Below are 19,382 nucleotides of genomic sequence, written 5' to 3'. Positions count from 1 at the left end.
GCGGCAGAGGTAATGACTGGAGGAACGATCTGCTCCAGCTCTACGTCATAGGAGATTTTCGCTTGGCCTCAAGGGCTCTAACTACCTCGGCGGCCCCTTCTTGACGGCTGGCGGTAGTCGTCACAATGGGGACGTCGCGTTGACCAAGCTCGATCACGGCCTGGAGTTCGCGAAGTACTGCGTGGACTCCGTTCTGATCTGCCTTGTTTACGACGTAGAGGTCGGCGATTTCCAGAACACCAGCCTTGGCCATTTGGATGCCGTCACCTGCTCCAGGCGCTAGAACAACGATGGTGTCGTCCGCGATTGATGCGATTTCCACCTCTGACTGCCCGGTTCCGACCGTCTCGATCAAGATCCTGTCAAATTCGATCTCAGACAGGATCGCGATCATTGTCCTGGCCGTGGCCGAAAGTCCTCCGAGATGGCCACGACTGGACACTGACCGAATGAAAACTCCGGGATCATCTGAGTGCTCCTGCATACGGATGCGGTCACCGAGGAGCGCACCGCCGGTTATCGGCGATGACGGATCAAAGCAGAGCACTGCCACGCGCTGACCCCGCTTGCGGTACTCGGCGATAAGACATGAAATCAACGTCGACTTTCCGACACCAGGAGGACCTGTCAAGCCAATCACCGTACAGGCGGTTCGGGGGTGGTCCGGTGCAGCCGGAGAGATGACGTCAACCTCAGTGATGGCGTAGTTCTCCGCGCGAGTCATTAGTTGCGCCAGCGCCCTGATATTGCCTTGCCGTGCAGACTCCAAGGTCTGACAGTTCTGGTGCCTCGTCACTCCGTCTCCTTGAGCGGATGTAGGTTCGTTTGTGCCCAACGGGTGATCTCCTGAAGGGAATCCCGAGAGGTAAAGACCCGGAGCACTCCCATTTCAGCGAGCTTGCGTGCGTCTCCAGGTGGAATGACGCCGCCACAGAAGATGGGTATCTCCATCGCGTTATTCTCGGCCAACAGCTCGATTACGCGGGGTACCAGTTCCATGTGAGCGCCCGATAGCAGTGACAGACCGACAGCGTCGGCACCCTCTTCCAAAGTGGTGCGGACGATTTGCTCGGGTGTCTGACGCAATCCGGTGTAGATAACTTCCATGCCGGCATCACGAAGTGCGCGCGCCACCACTTTGGCACCGCGATCGTGGCCATCCAGCCCAGGTTTGGCAACCACCACTCGGACACGATGCACGCGGCCTTCGGCCTTTCCTGCGTCGAAGCTCGGGTTCGGAGCTGTCATGCCGTCACCAGCGGTGTGATCCGCGCCTCGCCGATCCGGGAACGCAGGTCGACGTCGGTGACACCGAGCCCACTCGAGGGTGCTAGGCAAAGTATGCCAACTTTGCCGAGGTGCTCGTTTAGTTGAATCCTGCGTGCGGCTTCTGGTGTCTCTTGAAACGGGTGCACTTCAGACAACATAGGTTGCACTTGGCCGCGCTGGATGAGGCGGTTCGTCTGCCACTGCTCGTACAAATTCGCCCCGTGGCTGCCTACTATTCTTTTCAGGCGCATCCACAAGTAGCGGTTGTCGAACGTGTGTTGGTAACCCGTGCTCGATCCACAGGTGACGATTGTGCCGCCGCGGCGGGCCACGAATACCGAGAGGCCGAAGGTCTCGCGGCCAACGTGCTCGAAGACGATGTTCGGATCCTCTCCGATCTCTCGCCTGATGATCTTGCCCAGCAGTTTTCCTGCCGCGACGGTGGCGTCCGGGTCAGCGGAAATCTCACCGATCTCGCGCCGATCGATGACCAGCTCACAGCCAAGCTTGCGGGCGACCTCGGCTTTTGCGTCCGAGCTGACTATGCCGATTGGTATGCCGCCGCCGTTGCGGACGAATTGCACGGCGTAGCCACCGAGGCCACCCGCCGCGCCCCAAATGAGGACTACATCGCCTTGACGCATGTTGGCACCGCGCTCGCTGACGAGCATCCGGTAGGCCGTTCCCGCGCACAATGGGTTGCTGGCAGCCTCTTCCCAGGTGAGGTGCGCTGCCTTGGGTAGTAATTGACTCGCGCGGACGACCGCATAGTCAGCGAGGCCTCCGAAGTTTGTCTCAAACCCCCATGCTCGCTGCTCGTGGCCGAGCATGCCGTCGTGATGGGTGAGCGGTTCCTGGTCATCGACATGAGCCGTCCCTACGGCGACATGGTCCCCGACCTTCCACTTGCGCACACCGGCCCCGACGCGCACGATCACCCCGGCTGCGTCCGACCCCAGTACGTGGTACGGCTGGTCGTGACGAGAGGCCCAGCCGCCCTGTTTTGCGTAGTGCCGCAGGAAGTTGAAAGTGGGGATCGGCTCGAAGGTAGCGGACCAGATTGTGTTGTAGTTCATCGCCGCTGCCATAACAGCGACCAACACCTCATCAGGAGCAAGTTCCGGCATGGGCACACTGCCGAGGTGAATCGACTTTCGAACGTCTTTGTCCTCGACGCCGGCGAAAATCTGGATGTCTTCTACATCTAGGTAGGCGGCGTTGTATTCAGGTGGGACGGGAAGGCTCTCAAGTACGTCCGGAGAGGCACCCGCGATTACAGCTTCAGAGAGTTCGTTCATTGTCATCCTTGTTCGTCGGTAGGGTGTCGGTACAGGTGATTTTGATACGTCCAGGCAGATCACTGGCGTGCAGAAAAGTCCGCAGATGTGCTCGGATTTCTCGTGCGCTCGGGACATTGCGAGTTGGTCCAGACACACTGAGCACCGCGGTGTCGGTACGGCCCCTCACCAGCTGCACTTCCGCCTCTCGTACCCAAGTGTGGGTTCGGGCGACGCGGGCGACTGCGGAGGCATCAATGAGGCTTCGGGTGCGGATCCACCGACCCTCCCGAGGTCCTAGGTGTCGCATCTCGCCGTCTGCCGCGACGTACCCACAGTCGTCGGTGCAAACCTCGCGGCCGTCGGCGAGATGAACCCAGATCGTGCCCGCTATACAACAGGGCAGTAACTGTTCCGACCGGCCACGCACGGTGAATCTCACACCGTCCGATGGCATCAAGCGCGGAGGGTGGGGAGCGTCGTCGTTACATAGTGTCCCCGCGCGGACGCCAGCACAGATGTACGGGGTCCCCGCGCCGGCTGCTCGGGGCCGGACTTTGCTCGTAGAGCTGACCAAGGATGTTTCTCGGTCTGAAGCGAGATCTGTGACAGCAGTGCGAAAATCGGCAAGAAATATTTCTGCTTCCGCTGCACCCATCAGATCCTGGCGATAGTCGAGCCGCACCCGGCACTGCGGCCAGTGCGCACGGATCTGCAGCGTTCTGGCCAAAGCAGCGTTTGTGTTTGGCGTGAAAAACTCCCACTCCGAACGTAGGCCGGGGATTTCCAGGTCAAGTTGGGCTGGCGGACGGGGAAATGACAGGCCGAGCTCAGTACTGAGCCGAGCGAGGGGTCTGCCGGGCACACCGGACACCAGGTCCACGAACGGGACGCGGCGATAGCGAGCCAAGTGTGTGAGCGCCCGGCGGGCCGAGGCAACGGATTTTTCCGTCGCCATCTGGCGGGAGGTTTCGATGGATACGGGGACCACGTTGGTTTGCAAGCCGGCGACATGTCCGGTGTGTTCGTCACTGACGTCCGAAGCCACAGACAACACCGGATCAATGTTGTCGTAAGCCGTCATTTGTCGAGTGAGCGCTGCGAAAAGCATCGTGAATGTGCTCACCTGCAGGTTTTGAGCGATCGCGCGAAGGGCGGCAACCGCTGAGGGCTCCAGTTCGATTGTCGGCGAGGCAGCAATGGACCGCTGCCCCAGACGGCCGCCCTCGGGAAGTGTCAAGGGCATCCGTTTGTCGATAGCAGTACGCCAAAATTCGATGGCCTCCGCGGTGACTGCCTCCGTGGCAACGGGCGTACTGGGCGCGGCCAGCGGCGTCGGATTCACTTGATGGCCGATTCTCAGTTTCCCCAGATAGTTCGAGAAATCGCGGGCGACAATAAACTTGCTGCGCCCGTCAAAGCCGGCGTGATGAGCCTCGAAGACCATCGAGCAGCGGTTGGGAGCATGGGTTAGAAGTTGGAAACGAATTGGTGCCTCGGTGGCTAGGTCCCAGCGCTTGTCCTGTTCGCGCTGCTTGCACCATTCTCGGACCGCCGCCGACTCGGAGCCGTCTTCGCATGGGATAGTGGCGCGCTCGAAAGAACATGCCTCAAGTGCCGGCAGGACGCACTGGCGCAACTGTCCCCGCACAAGCCGCAGCACCGACCGCAGCGGCTCGTGTCGTTCAAGCACGGCGCGCGCAGCGGCCTCGAGGTGATGCTCGTCAAGTACACCGCGAAAGGTCGCCACGAAATATCCGCCGCCACTAATCGAGGGATCAATCGTGGCTTCGGCCCAGAGTGCGTATTGGCCCGCATCGGCGGGCCTATCGTGCAGGATTGTGGTCATTCGTCACCGCCCTGACTGTGTCGGCGACGCCGCCGGCAGTCATCTGCGATGAGCTCAGCGACTCTCTCACGATTAACCTTCCCGCTGGGGGTCCTGGGCAGTTCGGGCAGTTCCGTCACCGAAACAGGGACCGAAACCTCGGGCAGTACCTTGCGTAGTCGCTTAAGAGCGTTGGCCTCGACTGGGCCGGTGCAGCCCTCACGAAGGACTACTGCGGCGCGCAGGCTGGCATGGCCGGACTTAGTCACCACCATGACCGTCGCCGCTGCAGCGAAGTCGGGAGCTGTTAGCAACTGCGCATCGATTTCTAGGAGATCAACGCGGATTCCCCGCACTTTGATCTGGCTGTCCATTCGGGATAGGAAGCGCAAGCCGCTGTCTGTCAGCTCCACCAGGTCACCGGTACGGAAGGCTCGGGTGTTACCGGCTGGTGAGGGAAGGATGCTGACGTAGCGCTCCACTGTCAGCTCGGGACGCCCCAGATATCCATCCGACAATGGATTTCCGGATACGAGAAGCTCTCCGATGTTCGGAGTTTCTGGAACTTCCGGCGCGATGAGTAGTTCGCATCCCGGCAGGGGTTCGCCGATTGGTGGCAGATTGGGCCAGGCATACGGATCGGGCCCCAGGATGTGCGAGGTCACCATGGCGGATTCGCTTTGTCCGTAGTGGTTGACCAGCCGGCAGCCGGGCATACATGCGAACATTGCGCGAATATCTTCCGAGCACACTACTTGCTCACCGGCGGTATTTACCTCGACCAAGCACAGTTGCGCCAGCATGTCCCGCTGGGCCGTCACTGCCAGCATCTGCAACGCAACGAATGGGACGAACAGCCGCTCGATTCGTTGATCGGAGAGCCATCGAAGCAATTGGGCTGGTTCACGGCGTAGCTTCTCCGGCATGATCGCAAGCGTGCCGCCGCCGCACAGCGTGCCCAATATCTCCTGGAACGAGACGTCGAAATTTAGCGGGGCGAACTGTGCGGTGCGTAGTTCGGGGTGGGGTGAGTGGGATGTTTGCCAATCGACCATTGTGTCGATGCAGAGATGGTTCAGCGCTACGCCCTTCGGCCAGCCGGTCGATCCGGATGTGTAGATGATGTAGACCGGAAGTGCGGCATCGCACGCGACGGCGCGCAGGTCGATCGGTTGGGTTACTCCGGGGGGCAGCCCGATGTCGACCAGCGGGGCGTGGTGGTTCACACGTGATCGCGTGGTGGCGATTAGGGCGCGAGGTGCGCAGTCATCCACCATGAACTGAATCCGTTCCACGGGGTACTCGGGGTCCAACGGGACGTACGTCGCTCCATGCAGCAGCACCCCGAGTAATGCAGCGACTGCACCCGCGCCTCGCGGAAGCGATACCGCAACCCGGTCTCCTACGTTCACGCCGGCCAGCGTCAAGTTGGACGACACCGTTTGCGCCCAAGCTGCCAGTTCTCCGTAGGTGTACGAACGATCGGCGTCGACTACAGCCGTACGCCCCGGATCGTGGGTGACACGGCGAACAAATCCAGTTAAGTGACAATCGGGTGTCGCCGGACCTCCCCACAGTGACTTGAATTTTGGGGCGGTCATGCATCTTCTCCCCGCGGCGCTACCCCTGCTAGTTCTTCATCAACGGCCTCCACGAATTCTTCGATGGTGGGGTTGTTAAAAATTAGATGCAATTCCGCTTGCAGCCCATACTCCCGCTGGATAAGGGCAAGGATTTTCGCGGCCGTGAGCGAATCACCGCCCAAATCGAAGAAATTGTCATCGAGCGTGAGATTTTCTTCGCCGAGAGCCCGTTCCCAGAAACTCGTAATAGTGGTAGCCATCCGTTGTTTGCTCATATTTCTCTGCTCCCCATCCGAGTGGTCAGTTGGCTGCACCCTTGAGTGTGTTTGGGTACGGGATTGACCCGGACTGCTGCTGCTCCGGTTAGATGCGGTCATTTCGATTCGAGCCCTTCTGCCACCGCCCGTTGCATTTGGCCGATGCTGGCCCGAGCCCGTGCTGCTGCGATCATCGAATTCATGACATTGCGGCCCGCGGCCACGTCATCGGTCACAGCACGTAGTTCTGCGCTACAAACCCCGCGCTCGAAGGGACGGCGGCGGCCCGGTACGACACCCGAACGCAGTTGCCTTTCAGTGAGCCACTCCTCTTCTTCGGAACTCTCGGCTTCGACGACGCCGACGACGGGGCCGCGGGTGGCGTAGGCCATGTCGTCAATGCGCGATTCCAGCCAGCCACTGCGCAGACAGTCCAACAAGCCACCATGGGCAGCGATGTCATCTAGCCACCCCGTAGCCTCTGCTTCGATTTCATCGGCGATGCGAGCTATTGCCTCGGACCCGCCGAGGGGGTCGACGTATCTGGCTAGATCGGTTTCCTTCAAGATGATCTGCTGAATCCTCAGCGCAATGCGTGCCGATAGCTGCCCAGGCGTTTGTTCGGCCTCGTCGAAGCCGCACACATGCAGAGACTGCACCCCGCCGAGGACGGCCGCTACGGCCTGAATGGTCGTACGCGCGATGTTGTTGAGCGGTTCGGAGGCGGCGAGAGCGGAGCCGAAAGTATTGACCTGAACACGCATGCGGCTCGACTTCGCGTCAGCAGCGCCGAAGAGGTCCACCATGCGGCGGGCATACATCCTGCGTAGGACACGGAACTTGGCCGCCTCGGCAAGAACCTCCATATGGGTCCCAAAGATGAAGCTGAGCCGGGGTGCGACCTCGTCGACGGTAAACCCCCGCTCCAGCATCCCTTGCAAGTACGTCTCCGCATCAGCGATGCCGAGCGCCACTTCCATTGCTCGGCTCGCACCGGCTTCACGGGCGTGTCCACCCGAGATCGATACCGGATTGACCTTGGGCAAGTTGCGTATGCAGTACTCGATAACGTCTAACGAGAAGCGGAAGCTGTCGTCCAAGTCGAACACGAACGCCTTGCGAGCCGCGTGCTCTTTCAGCATTTCGTTCTGCAAAGTGCCACGTAATAGCGCAGGGTTGACGCCTGATTCTTCGGCAACCACGATCCATAGGGCCAAGATCATCGGTGCGGTCGCATTGATGGTGAAAGAGACTGACACCTGATCCAGCGGTATTCCGTCGAACACTGCGGCCAAGTCGTCGACGGTGGACACCGAGACCCCGGCGCGACCGACCTCACCGGCAGCCGTTGGATCGTCCGGGTCGAGTCCGAGCTGGGTGGGCAGGTCGAAAGCCAACGAAAGACCTGTCTCGCCTTGGTCGAGGAGATAATGGAACCGCCTATTGGTGTCTACGCCGTCGCCAAGCCCAGCCAATTGCCTGATCGTCCATGGCCTAGACACATAGCCCTTGGGATGAATACCTGCCTCATAAGGAAACTCGCCTGGTTTACTCATAATCGTCGCCTTCCAGTTCTGCACGCAGCCGGTCGCCGTAGGCGTCCAACGCATCGGGACTCAACATGTCGTTGTGTTCGCACTCCACTGCGATCTCCGTGACTGGACGAGCGATAAAACGTGTCCAGTCTCTTGAATAACCTGGATCGCGTTCGTGATCGCTTCCCTGGAACACCACAGCGCCGCCCCCGAATAGGTCCGGTGTGTGGCCGTGCCAGAGGTCAGAATTGAATCGGAGATTGCGAACGACGTGGCTGATCATCCAAGCTGGCGGAATAGCTGCGCCGAGTGACGAATGAGTTTCCAGCCATTCCGTGGCCTGCTCGTAAGAGGTCAATTCTTTCAGATCGGGCAGGTCGACGTTCTTGGACACGAAATGCCGCAGGACGTCGGTCTCATTGAAATCCGCGTCTGGCGAGCGTGTCGTACCGGGTTCTACTAGAGCTGCGTCCAACAGTATTAGCCGACGTACGTGCGCCCCTCTCCGTTCCAGCACGGTAGCCATCTGGTGGGCGACGACACCACCGAAGGACCATCCCAGCAGGTCGTAGGGCCCATCGGGCTGGACTGACTGGACGAGGTCGGCATACTCGCCGGCCATTTCGCGGACCGTACGCGGACGTTCGCCGTCGACGGTTTGCTGAATAGCGAATATTGGGCGCTGCACGATGCTTCCCAAGGCGCGGTACGCCCAGCTGACGCCCCCACCAGGGTGTATGCAGAAAAGTGGACGCCCTGGCCCTCGGCACAACTTCACGACCTGAGGTATCTCGTCGGAACTGGACCAGTTGAAGAGTTGTTTGCTCAGGCCCGCTACGGTGGGGGCTTCCATGAGTGCACGGACGCTGATTTCACAGTCGAAGGTTTCCTGCACGGCGGCTACGACACGCATCGCAGAGAGCGAGTTGCCGCCCAGGTCGAAGAAGGAGTCGTCCACGCTGACTCGCGGCAGGTCGAGAACCTTCGTGAAAATGCCGGAGATAATTTCTTCAACCGGAGATGACGGCGCTCTGTGAACGCCGCTGGCGAATTGCGGCTCGGGCAACGCCCGTTTGTCCAGCTTGCCGTTGACAGTTAACGGCAACTCGTCGATGACCATCACCACGGCCGGAACCATGTACGCAGGCAATCGCGCGGCAACTCGTTCGCGCAGCGCCCCACCATCGATTCCCGCAGACACCTCGGTAGGTACGACGTAGCCAATCAACTGCTTGCCGGTATCGGTATCACGGGCCACCACTGCCGCACGCTCCACTCCGGTCAAGGCAGCGAGTGTTGCTTCCACTTCACCGATTTCGATGCGGTAACCACGAATCTTCACCTGATCGTCAGAGCGACCCACATACTCCAGCTCGCCGTCGTGATTCCAACGAACCAGATCGCCGGTGCGATACATCCGCGAACCCAAAGGGCCGAGCGGACACGCGACGAATCGCGATGCCGTCAAGCCCGGCCGTCGCACATAACCGCGTGCCACACCCCGCCCCGCGACATACAACTCACCAACCACACCGATCGGAACCCGCCGCAAACCGGAATCCAACACAAACAACGCATCACCCGGCACCGGCGTACCGATAGGAGCTCCATGACCAGGCTTCATGGGCGCACTCATAGAGGCGTAAACGGTGCTTTCGGTAGGACCGTAGGAGTTGATCATTTCTCGGCCTGAAGCCCACCGATCGACAAGTTCGGGCGAGCACGCCTCACCCCCCACAAAAATGGTCCTCAATGCGCTCAGCCGCTGCGGTGACAGCCGGCCGAGGGCGGACGGGGTCTGGGTCAGAACCGAAACACTTTCGTTCACAAGTAGGTCATGAAAGTCGGTGGCAGAGTTGGCCGTGTCCTCAGAGGCTATGACTAAGCGGCCACCGTGCAGCAGAGCGCCCCACATCTCCCACACCGACACATCGAACGAGTACGAATGGAACATCGACCACACCTGTCCTGGCGACAATTCGGACGTCCGTGCGGGTCTGGTGAACAGTTGCGTCACGTTCTGGTGGGTGACCGAGACGCCTTTGGGTGTGCCTGTCGTTCCTGAGGTGTAGATGACATAGGCCGTCAGTTCTGGATGGGGGAATGGAAAGGTGACAGTGGGAGGTTCGACGGTGACCCTGCCCCCGAGGGTCACGACTGCCACTTTGCTCTCATCGACCCGGTGCAATTGCGCTACCGTTGTCACTATTGCTGCTGGTTTGGCGTCTTGTAGAACGAATGCCAGGCGCTCGTCAGGGGTGTTGATGTCGATCGGCAAGTAAGCAGAACCCAGCTTCAGCACCGAAAGTATGGCTATCACAGTGTGTTCCGAACGTGGCAGCAACAGTGCAACAACGTCCTCTACTCCCACCCCACGCCCAGCCAACAAATGAGCCAACTGCGTCGATGTGTCGTCCAACTCCTGATACGTCCACGACCGACCCTCGAACACCACCGCTATGACGTCCGGCCGCACCCTCACCTGCTCGGCGAACAACTCCGGAATCGACACGCCAGCAACGGACTCCGTCACAGCCGACCTGTTACCCAGTACGTCCAGCTGCGTCAGCTCATCCTCACCCAGGATGTCGAACGAAGCCAAAGGACGATCCGGGCCCGCCGCCATCGCAATCAATAGTGTCTGGAGCCATACCAGGATTTGCTTGGCCAACCGCTCGTCGAGGACCGCCATGCGGTATTCCAGCCGCACCCTCAGCTGTGGACCGGGCCAGATCTGTAAGGCGATTGGATAGTGAGTGAACTCGCGACTTGAGGCTATGCGTACGCTCAGTCCGTTTGTCTCGAGCTGCCCGCCGGACATCCTCAGTGGGTAGTTCTCGTAGACGAAGAGGGTGTCGAACAGTTGTTGATGTCCCGCGGCGCGCTGGATATCGGCCAGGGCCACGAACTGGTGGTCTAGCCCATCGTGGTAGTCGTCCCGCAGCATGCCGATCAGTTCAGCCGTGGTCGTCGTCGCGGTCAGGGATGCTCTTACCGGGACGGTGTTGATGAACATGCCCACCGCCGACTCGCTGCCGAACAGTTCTGCTGGCCGCCCCGATACGGTAGTGCCGAAGACGACGTCTCCGCTGCCAGTCAATGCGCCCAGCAGACGGCCCCAGGCGGCCTGTAGCACGATGTTCATGGTCGTGTTTTGCGAGCGAGCCAACTGCTCAACAGAACGCGTGACGTCGATAGGGAGGTCGACTCGCAACAGCGATCGCGCATCAGTGAAGCGATCTCCTGGATCTAACAAGGTCGGCGTTTGAAGTCCCGCCAGCAGCTTCTGCCAATGCCGCCGCGCCGCGCTCCAGTCCTGGGCGGATAGCCACTCGACGTAATTTCGGAAGGTGGGCGCGGGTGCCAGAGTCTCCCGTTCGTAGACGGCGAACATCTCTTTGAGCAGAATCTGGATTGACCAACCGTCCACCACGATGTGATGGACGGATAGCACCAGCGTGTGCTTATTCGTCCCAGTCTGATGAAGGAGAATCCGTAGCGGTGCCTCATCTACGAGGTTGCCGCAGGCGGCGAGCTCTGCATCCAGCAGCCTCTGATCGCACTCGTAGCCGTTAACTACCGTCCACGGTATGTCTGGGCGTGTCGGAATGATCTGCACCGGCTCGGGGAAACCCTCGGAGACGAACCGAGCCATTAGGTTGGGGTGGCGTCCGACGACTGTATGAGCGGCCTCGCGCAAGCGCGGCACGTCGAGTACGCCAGCAATCTCGATACCCAGTTGCACGGTGTACAGCTCTACGGGTTCATTACTGCCGGAACGGCGATGGAAAAGCAGCCCGGTTTGAAGCGGAGTCAGCGGGAGAAGGTCTGCTGGTTCCACGATTTGTGCGAGTTGATCGATCTGCCGCTGATTGACCACCGCCGGCAGGACGTCGGAGGGAGTCAGTCCTCCGCCGCCGTTCTGCACGTACGCCGCAATTCCAGCTAGAACGTCATACCAGCGCGCGTACAGCTCGGTGATATAGGAGCGATCCACCTGTGTGCTCGTCCAACTCCAGGACACGTGTAGTTCTGACTGCGAACCTTCGGCTAGCACGGCTGCATTGATGCCGACTGTGTGCGGCAACAGCATCGAGCGGGAACCAAAGCGTCGAGCATCAGGCGATTCAGTCGGTCCGAGGATCCGCCAATCTTCGAGGGGTGCGTCGAGCTGGCTCACGCTGCGCCGGCCGAGGTAGTTGAAGCCGATGGCGGGATCTACGCCAGACAGATTGTTGGTGCCTAGATACTTGAGAAGACCGTAGGTGATTCCGTCGGGGTGGGCACGCAGCTGTTCCTTGGCGTCCTTTATCCAGATACCCATGTCCGAGCCCCCGGTCAGAACAGTGTCACGGTCCATGGGTACGACGTTCAAAGCGACCGGGTGCTTTGCGGTGAACCATCCGACGGTGTTGGTCAAATCGATCCCACTGCCGATTTCATCGCGACGTCCGTGGCTCTCCACGTCGATGCGGAAAGGGACGTCGAAGTGCTGGTGCTGTTCAGCGAGGGCAGAACCGAGTGCGATGAGCAGCAGATCCTGAACGTTGATGTGCAGAGCCGCAGTCACGTCGGTTACCAGCACTTCGGTTAGCTCCGTGTCGATGCTGACCGACAGATGCTCCACATCGCGCCAGATACCAGGAGTCGGGTGCGGGCTGGGCAGCAGGGTGGCAACGGCTTCAATGCGCTGCCAATGCGGAAGCTGGTCAGTGACTTTCCGCTCGGCAGCGTACTGCGCCAACATCGTTGACCACTCACGGAACGAGGTGCCGCTGGCATCCAGGGTAATTTCTCGCCGCTCGGTGAGGCAGCGCCAACCCGTTGCGAGATCCCTTTGGATGATTCCCCAGGAGACCGCGTCGACCGCGAGGTGGTGGACGATGAGCAACAGCTGGCGGGTGCGCTCAGCCCACAGCCCATGCACCATGGCTCCTCGACGCGGGTCAAGACGGCTCAAGGCATTGGCAAACGTGGTATCGGAGAAGTCCACGACGGGGGTTACACAGTCGGCTGCGCTGATCGAGCCTGTTGGTAGGACGATGCAGTTGTCCGCGTCCTCAGTCGGGGCGTTGTCCACCTGCAACCGGAGCATGGCGTGCCGATCGACCAATGCCTGTAGTAACAACACCACGTCGCTGTACTTCGCCTGCTGCGGCCCCTGGAACAACATGGTTTGGTTGAACTCGTCTGTCGGTGCCGTGAGAGATGCCAGCCACCGCATGATCGGCGTTGCCGTGACGGGCCCAGCCTCAGCCGGCCGAAGGAGAGACTGCTCCGGGACCGAGAGCTGGAGAGCGTGGGCAAGTCGTGCCACGGTTCGCTCCACCAGGATGTCGCGGGGCTTGCAGTACAAACCGACTTGCCGGGCCCGGGACACCACCTGAATGGACGAGATGCTGTCGCCGCCTAGATCGAAGAACGAATCGTCGACTCCAACTTTCTCCACATTCAGTACGCGCGCGTAGATGTCAACCAGGCTCTCCTCGAGTGGAGTAGTCGGTGCTCGGTATTGGTTCGATTGTCCTAGTTGAGGTACCGGAAGCCTCTTTTTGTCAAGCTTGCCGTTACTCGTCATGGGCAATGCATCGAGGACCACGACCGCCGCAAGCGACATATATTCGGGCAGCCACGCGTCGGTCAAGCGGCGCAATTGGTTGCCATCCAACTCGCCCGCCCAGTCTGTGTGGGGAACGACGTAGCCGATCAGCCGTTTGTACCCTGGGTGGTCCTCATGGACGACGACCGCAGCCTGTCCTACTCCGGGGGCCGTCCGGAGCACCGATTCGATCTCACCGATTTCGATGCGGTAACCACGAATCTTCACCTGATCGTCAGAGCGACCCACATACTCCAGCTCGCCGTCGTGATTCCAACGAACCAGATCGCCGGTGCGATACATCCGCGAACCCAAAGGGCCGAGCGGACACGCGACGAATCGCGATGCCGTCAAGCCCGGCCGTCGCACATAACCGCGTGCCACACCCCGCCCCGCGACATACAACTCACCAACCACACCGATCGGAACCCGCCGCAAACCGGAATCCAACACAAACAACGCAGTGCCGGAGCCAGCGGCACCGATCGGCACTGCCCCTGTAGGGACTAGCGGTTCGGTCATCGAAACGTAGACGGTGCACTCGGTCGGGCCATAAGCATTGATCACGGCTCGCTCAGGCGTCACCCATCGCTCGATTAGCTGGGCTGGGCACGTCTCTCCCCCGAGTAGAAGTAGCGCGATCGACGGTAGCCCCTCGGGAGACAGCCGTGCCAACGCCGACGGTGTCTGGGTCAGCACCGTTACTTCTTCGTTTACGAGCAGGTTATGGAAATCGGAAGGAGAGTAGGCAACCTCTTCGGGAACCACGACCAGCCGTCCCCCGTGCAGAAGCGCGCCGCACATCTCCCAGACCGCGAAGTCGAATGCGTATGAATGGAACAGCGTCCATACGTGGTGGTGGGGTTCCAGAGTGCCGGTGGTCGGGTCCTCGACATTGGCGAGGCGCGCGATGTGGGTAGCGATGAGGTCATTGACGCCGCGGTGGGTGACCGAGACGCCTTTGGGTGTGCCTGTCGTTCCTGAGGTGTAGATGATGTACGCGAGGAGGTCAGCATTCGGCACCGGCAACGTCGTCGTCGGCTGTTCAGCGACCTTGGGATCCTCGACATCTATCAGTGGGACCCCGGACTTACTGACGCGACCAGCGAGGCTCACCGTGGTCAAAATCGCGGCCGGCGCAGCGTCTTGTAGAACGAATGCCAGGCGCTCGTCAGGGGTGTTGATGTCGATCGGCAAGTAAGCAGAACCCAGCTTCAGCACCGAAAGTATGGCTATCACAGTGTGTTCCGAACGTGGCAGCAACAGTGCAACAACGTCCTCTACTCCCACCCCACGCCCAGCCAACAAATGAGCCAACTGCGTCGATGTGTCGTCCAACTCCTGATACGTCCACGACCGACCCTCGAACACCACCGCTATGACGTCCGGCCGCACCCTCACCTGCTCGGCGAACAACTCCGGAATCGACACGCCAGCAACGGACTCCGTCACAGCCGACCTGTTACCCAGTACGTCCAGCTGCGTCAGCTCATCCTCACCCAGGATGTCGAACGAAGCCAAAGGACGATCCGGGCCCGCCGCCATCGCAATCAATAGCTGCTGCCACCGAGCCGCCATGCGCTTTACGGTCTCGGCGTTGAAGATGTCGGTGCGGTACTCGACGATTCCGCTGATCCCATCGGGCTGACCGTCCGCAGTGAACCGCTCGCGCAGGCTGAATGCCAGGTCCATTCGAGCGGCTCCGATGTCGACTGACGCCGTCTCCACGTCGAGACCCGGCACCGAGATGTCGGGGACCGGGTCGTTCTGCCAGGCGAACAGGATTTGGATCAACGGATGGTGAGCCTGCGTACGGACCGGATTGAGGCGCTCGACAAGCGCATCGAACGGCACATCTTGGTTCGCGAACGCGTCCAGGCTCCGCTCCCGTACCTCCTCCAACAAATCACCGAAGTTCATCTCGGCTGAAACCCGCGTACGCAACACCAGCGTGTTGACGAAAAACCCGACCATGCCGTCAAACTCGGTTCGCCCCCGCCCCGCCGTCGGCACCCCGAACGCCACATCCGCGCTCCCGCTCAAACGCGCCAACAGCACCGAAAGCGCCGCCGACATCACCATGAACGTCGTCGCATTGCGTTCCCGCGCGATCCGCTGCGCCAATTCATGGAAATCCGCGGGCAGGTCGACGACGACTCGACCCCCATTCGTGTCGGTCTCCGCCGGGTACGACCGGTCCGTGGGAAGCTCCAACCTGCTGGGTAGATCTTTCAGGGCGTGTTCCCAGAATTTCAACTGCCCGGCGAGCACGCTTTGCGAATCCGCTTCGTCACCCAGCAGAGCGTGTTGCCAAAGCGTGTAGTCGGCGTACTGGACGGGAAGTGGCGACCAGGAAGGCGACTCGCCCGCAGCGCGGACTCCGTAGGCGCTCCATAGGTCACGCAGGAGCGGAGGAAGTGACCCCCCGTCGACTGCAATGTGGTGCATGACCACGACCAGACGATGGTCAGTGGCAGACACGACAAACAGCGCCGCGCGGAAAGGAAGGTCTTCGGCTAGGTCGAAAGCATGCTGACCCCGAACACGCGCTGCGTCGGATATTTGAAGTTCCGTCCAGGTGGTGGCGTCAATGATGTCCCAGTCGAAGTCAGTCTCAGCTGCAAGGACACGCTGCTCCGGCACACCAGCCACCGCTGGAAACACTGTCCGCAGACTCTCGTGCCGCTCCACAACATCAGCGATCGCCGCGCGCAGCGCACAGACATCCAAAGAACCGGTAATCTGAATCAGTAGCGGTATGTTGTACGTCGCCGACTGCCCTTCCATCTGGTGGATGAACCACAGCCGACGCTGAGCGAACGACAACGGCAATCGCTTGGGACGAGCTACTGGGACCCATGCCACGCCGCCACCCGGCGATCCACCCACCAACCGTGCGAACCCCGATACCGTTGAGGCTTCCCAGAGCGCCTTCACGCCGATCGATGAATCAAACGACTCCTGCACGGCCGCGATCACTCGCATCGCCGATAGCGAATTTCCGCCGAGGTCGAAGAACGAGTCGTCCACCCCTACCCGCGGTAGGTCCAGCACACGCGCAAAGATTTCAGCCAAAATTCCCTCAACCAAGGTCGACGGATTTCGGTAGGATCCGCCTGCGAACTCTGGATTCGGCAATGCCTGCTTGTCTAACTTGCCGTTGACCGTAAGCGGTAGGTCATCGACGATCATCACCACTGTGGGGACCATGTACTCCGGTAGGTGCGCGGCCACATCACCACGCACCACAGCACCATTTACTTTTGGACCGGTCTCCGCAGGTACGACGTAGCCGATCAGCTGCTTGCCCGAACTCGAAGACCTCACCACGACCGCGGCGCGCTCCACCCCCGCGACACGGGAAAGAGCAGCCTCGACCTCACCCGGTTCAACACGAAAACCACGGATCTTCACCTGGTCGTCCGAGCGGCCCACATACTCCAGCTCGCCCTCGCGGTTCCACCGCACTACGTCACCCGTCCGGTACATCCGCGAGCCCGGCGGGCCGAGCGGAGAAGCAACAAACCGCGACGCCGTCAGCCCCATGCGTTTCAAGTAGCCCAGGCCGACACCATGACCTGCCACATACAACTCTCCGACTACTCCTACCGGCACGCGGCGGAGACCGGTATTCAATACGAAGAAGGCAAGGTCAGCAAGCGGACCGCCCACGGGACTGACATGGCTGTCGAGGTCAGAAGAAACGATCCTCCGGAACGATGCGTGGACGGTGGTCTCTGTGGTGCCGTACATGTTGATCAGGTGCGGCCAGGAATCCAGCTGATCTAGCCAAGGTCGCAACTTCGACGGTTCGAGAGCTTCGCCTGCGAAGACAATCGCTTCTAGACCGCTCAGCCGAGACTCGCCCGGCCGGCGCATGTCGACTGCCTGCAGAGCATAAAATGCTGACGGTGTCTGACTCAGAACGGATACGTTCTGGTCTCGCAGTAGTTGATGAAAGTCGTTGGCGGACTGGGCAATTTCTCCAGGTACGACAACCAGTCGGCCACCGTGTAGCAGCGCGCCCCACATCTCCCATACCGACACATCGAACGCGTAGGAGTGGAAGAGTGACCACACCTGGTTTGAGGACGGCACGAACCCCGGAGCCGTCGAGCTGAACAATCGCGTGACGCTCGCCTGGGTAACGGCAACCCCTTTGGGGACACCGGTGGTACCGGAGGTGTAGATGATGTACGCGACTTGGCCGGCCTCTGGCGCAGGCAGAGCCGTAACCGGCTGCACGGCAATCGCGTCGTCGTCGACATCCACAACTTCGATACCAAAACAGTCTACCCGGCAAGTCAGTTCGGCAGTGGTCACGAGGGCAGCTGGAGCGGCATCGCCCAAGATGAACGCCACCCGCTCATCGGGGTGCTTGATGTCAATGGGTACATAGGTTGCGCCCAGTTTCAACACTGCCAGGATCGCGATTACTGTCTTGTTGGAACGCGGGAGCATGAGAGCAACAACTTCTCCTCCGCGTACCCCACGAACGGCTAGTAGATGTGCCAGTTGCGTGGAGGCCTCGTCAACTTCCCTGTAAGTCCATACCTGATCCTCGAAAACCATGGCGTGCGCTTCCGGCGCTCGATTCGCCTGTGCTGCAAACAGTTCGGCTATGGATATACTGGCGGCAGTCTGAGAGTGCGCAGAACGATTGCCCAGGCGGTCAAGATGAGTGTGTTCGTTTCTGTCTAGTACGTCGATCGAGATGACTGGCTGGTCGATCACGGCGATCATCTCGGCGATGATTCGCCCAAGCCTGACGATCATGGTCTCGACCGATGCAGCGTCGTAGACATCAGAGCGGTACTCGACCACTCCGTCGATTCCCTGCGGCTCGCCGAACTCGGAGTACCGCTCCCGGAGACTGAAGGTCAAGTCCATCCGGGCCTGTCGAGAAATGGTGGGTACCGCCTCTGCCAGCACCCCCGGCAAGTCCAACTCCGTGGAGATCTGGTTCTGCCATCCGAGCATGACCTGGACCAGTGGGTGATGCGATTGTGACCGAGCAGGTTTGACGAGATCCACCAGCGCGTCGAACGGGACATCCTGGTGGGCCAATGCGTCCAAAACCGCGTCCCGTACTTTTTGCAAGAGGCGACGGAACGTCGAACTGGCAGACACATCAACGCGGAGCACTACTGTGTTGGCGAAGAAACCGACCATCTCCGCAAGATCAGCGTCACGTCGGCCCGTAGTTGGAACACCGAAAGCGACATCGGAGGTGCCGCTTAGTTCGGACAACAGCACCGCCAGCGCCGTCGAAATCACCATGAAGCCGGTAGAACGATGCTCCCGGGCCAACTGTCGCACCTGCTCTTGCATCGACACGGGCCATTCGATGGGGATTCGATTGCCTCGATAGTCGGCCACGACCGGATAAGGGCGGTCGGTTGGGAGCTCAAGCCGCCCCTCGTATCCGGCTAGCGTGTTCTTCCAGTAAAGGAGGTGCCGGCTCAGCGCACTGTCGGGGTCGGACTCGTCGCCGAGCGACTCACGCTGACGGAGCGTGTAATCCCGATATCGCAATGGCAACGGCACCCAGGCAGGCACCTCTACGCCCACATGGGCCCTGTACGCCAGCCCGACGTCGCGTACGAGGGGCGTGAGGGACTGGCCGTCTGACGCGATGTGATGCATCAGGAGCACCAATACATGCTGATCGGCCGATAGTCTGAAGAGCTGCGCTCGGAACGGAATCTCAAAGCTGAGGTCGAATTTGTATCCCACTGCCTGTGCGACTGCATCGTTCAACGCGTCTGTCGACCATCCTGACGCTTCGACTACGTCCCAGCCGAAGTCTGCGTCGGCCGAGCCAAGAACACGCTGCTCCGGCACACCCTCATGGGAGGGGAAAACAGTCCGCAAACTTTCGTGTCGACTCACGACATCGCCGATTGCCCTGCCCAGCGAATGAACACTGAGCTCACCAGTCAGGCGTAAGACCAGAGGAATATTGTAAGTTGACGACAATCCCTCCAACTGGTGGATAAACCACAGCCTACGCTGCGCAAAAGACAACGGGATC

Annotated in this window: 8 protein-coding genes; all 8 read right to left on the bottom strand. The window is 60.4% G+C overall.

The window, feature by feature from the left end; genetic code table 11:
* Nucleotides 1-40: 40 nt before the first annotated feature.
* The gene (gene meaB / locus CH302_RS13420) at nt 41-796 is read right to left on the bottom strand and encodes a methylmalonyl Co-A mutase-associated GTPase MeaB (RefSeq protein WP_015586176.1); all 756 of its coding nucleotides are present in this window, start codon (nt 794-796) and stop codon (nt 41-43) included.
* Nucleotides 793-1,248, bottom strand: a complete 456-nt coding sequence (locus CH302_RS13415; protein ID WP_015586175.1) for a cobalamin B12-binding domain-containing protein — start codon at nt 1,246-1,248, stop codon at nt 793-795. The genes meaB and CH302_RS13415 overlap by 4 nt, the downstream gene beginning before the upstream one ends.
* Entirely contained in the window at nt 1,245-2,567 is a 1,323-nt protein-coding gene (ccrA, locus tag CH302_RS13410) for a crotonyl-CoA carboxylase/reductase (RefSeq protein WP_015586174.1), read from the bottom strand. Before ccrA ends, CH302_RS13415 begins: the two co-directional genes overlap by 4 nt.
* The gene (locus CH302_RS13405; RefSeq protein WP_015586173.1) at nt 2,551-4,395 is read right to left on the bottom strand and encodes a condensation domain-containing protein; all 1,845 of its coding nucleotides are present in this window, start codon (nt 4,393-4,395) and stop codon (nt 2,551-2,553) included. Before CH302_RS13405 ends, ccrA begins: the two co-directional genes overlap by 17 nt.
* Nucleotides 4,392-5,975, bottom strand: coding sequence for an AMP-binding protein (locus CH302_RS13400; protein ID WP_015586172.1), 1,584 nt, complete (start codon nt 5,973-5,975; stop codon nt 4,392-4,394). The genes CH302_RS13405 and CH302_RS13400 overlap by 4 nt, the downstream gene beginning before the upstream one ends.
* Nucleotides 5,972-6,232, bottom strand: coding sequence for a phosphopantetheine-binding protein (locus CH302_RS13395; protein WP_032382025.1), 261 nt, complete (start codon nt 6,230-6,232; stop codon nt 5,972-5,974). The genes CH302_RS13400 and CH302_RS13395 overlap by 4 nt, the downstream gene beginning before the upstream one ends.
* Before the next feature lie 98 nt (nt 6,233-6,330).
* Complete coding sequence (locus CH302_RS13390) at nt 6,331-7,794, bottom strand: methylmalonyl-CoA mutase family protein (protein WP_032364855.1); 1,464 nt, start codon at nt 7,792-7,794, stop codon at nt 6,331-6,333.
* A complete protein-coding gene (locus CH302_RS13385) occupies nt 7,763-19,375 on the bottom strand; it encodes a non-ribosomal peptide synthetase (protein WP_255138112.1) in 11,613 nt (3,870 codons plus the stop codon). Before CH302_RS13385 ends, CH302_RS13390 begins: the two co-directional genes overlap by 32 nt.
* Nucleotides 19,376-19,382: the final 7 nt, after the last annotated feature.

Source organism: Rhodococcus sp. 15-2388-1-1a, from assembly GCF_002259145.1.
In the GTDB taxonomy this organism is placed as follows: Bacteria; Actinomycetota; Actinomycetes; order Mycobacteriales; family Mycobacteriaceae; genus Rhodococcoides.
This window is presented reverse-complemented; position numbering and strand designations above follow the sequence as displayed.

Coding starts and splice junctions, on each gene's coding strand:
- CH302_RS13415 (WP_015586175.1), bottom strand. CDS start 1,248: ATGACAGCTCCGAACCCGAGCTTCGACGCAGGAAAGGCCGAAGGCCGC.
- ccrA (WP_015586174.1), bottom strand. CDS start 2,567: ATGAACGAACTCTCTGAAGCTGTAATCGCGGGTGCCTCTCCGGACGTA.
- CH302_RS13405 (WP_015586173.1), bottom strand. CDS start 4,395: ATGACCACAATCCTGCACGATAGGCCCGCCGATGCGGGCCAATACGCA.
- CH302_RS13400 (WP_015586172.1), bottom strand. CDS start 5,975: ATGACCGCCCCAAAATTCAAGTCACTGTGGGGAGGTCCGGCGACACCC.
- CH302_RS13395 (WP_032382025.1), bottom strand. CDS start 6,232: ATGAGCAAACAACGGATGGCTACCACTATTACGAGTTTCTGGGAACGG.